Origin of the sequence: Campylobacter sp. BCW_6465, from assembly GCF_001762815.1 — a bacterium.
In the GTDB taxonomy this organism is placed as follows: domain Bacteria; phylum Campylobacterota; class Campylobacteria; order Campylobacterales; family Campylobacteraceae; genus Campylobacter_D; species Campylobacter_D jejuni.
On record NZ_MJXN01000061.1, the window covers coordinates 1 to 910 of the forward strand.

Genomic DNA, 910 nt, shown 5'->3' on the forward strand with positions numbered 1-910 from the left:
AAGCGCCAAATTAGCAGCCCTCACTCCTCCTCAAGGCTATCCTAATGCCCCTTATTATTTTACACCTGAAAGATTAGAATGGATTTATAAAAGAGGATATTTAGACAAACTCCTTGACCCAAGAATTCCTGCTATTTATAGATATAATTTTCCGCAAGAACTTCGAGCTAAGATAAGAGCTTATGCTAAAGAGCATAATATAAAAGAGTGAACCACAAAAGAAAGGAAAAACAATGCAAAAAATACTTCAAATCGATTTAGAAAAAAGAAAAGCTTTAGAGAATTTCAAAAATCTAGCTTTATTAGGATTAGGTGGAACAATGCTTTTAAATTTAAAAGAACAAGCTTTGGATTTTAGTCAAGAATTAACTTATATAAATACTTATGATAAGTATTTAAATTTAAAGCTTGATTCTTTTTATATCCCTTCTACACTTTTATCTTTGCTTCAATTAACTAAGAAAAGCAAAGAAGCTTTTTATATCAATGTTTTAATCAATAGCGATACACATTATAAAAATCCTTTATTACAATATGCTATTACCCAAAAACAAGAACAAGAAAATATCGTTTATGCTTTAAAAAATAATGAAAATATTAATGCTTCTTTTGCAAATCTTAATGCTTTAAAATTAGCCTTAGAAGAAAAGAATTTTTATCTTAATTTTATAGACTTAAACAGCAAAGAAAGTCTTTTAAGTTTTTATAATCAAATAATAAGCAATAATCATTTTAGAAATTATTTTTATATAAAAAATAATCAATTTTTTATTAAAAAAGATATAAAAAATAAAATTTTATTTCATAGTATTCACTCTTCTTCTATTATAAGTAATTATCTTAGATTGTTAAATGATTTTAATACTTTAAGCAAGATAGAACTCATAAATATATTAGAAAGTTTAAGTTT

The 910-nt window shown here is 24.2% G+C and carries 1 protein-coding gene and 1 pseudogene; both read left to right on the plus strand.

Translation table 11 applies throughout. The features are described from left to right. Positions 1–211 (plus strand): annotated as a pseudogene (locus AJ886_RS03800) (hypothetical protein); the annotation flags it as partial. A gap of 22 nt (positions 212–233) precedes the next feature. Then, positions 234–910, plus strand: a 677-nt coding sequence (locus tag AJ886_RS03805; RefSeq protein ID WP_070287143.1) for a hypothetical protein, incomplete at its 3' end; no start/stop codon positions are given.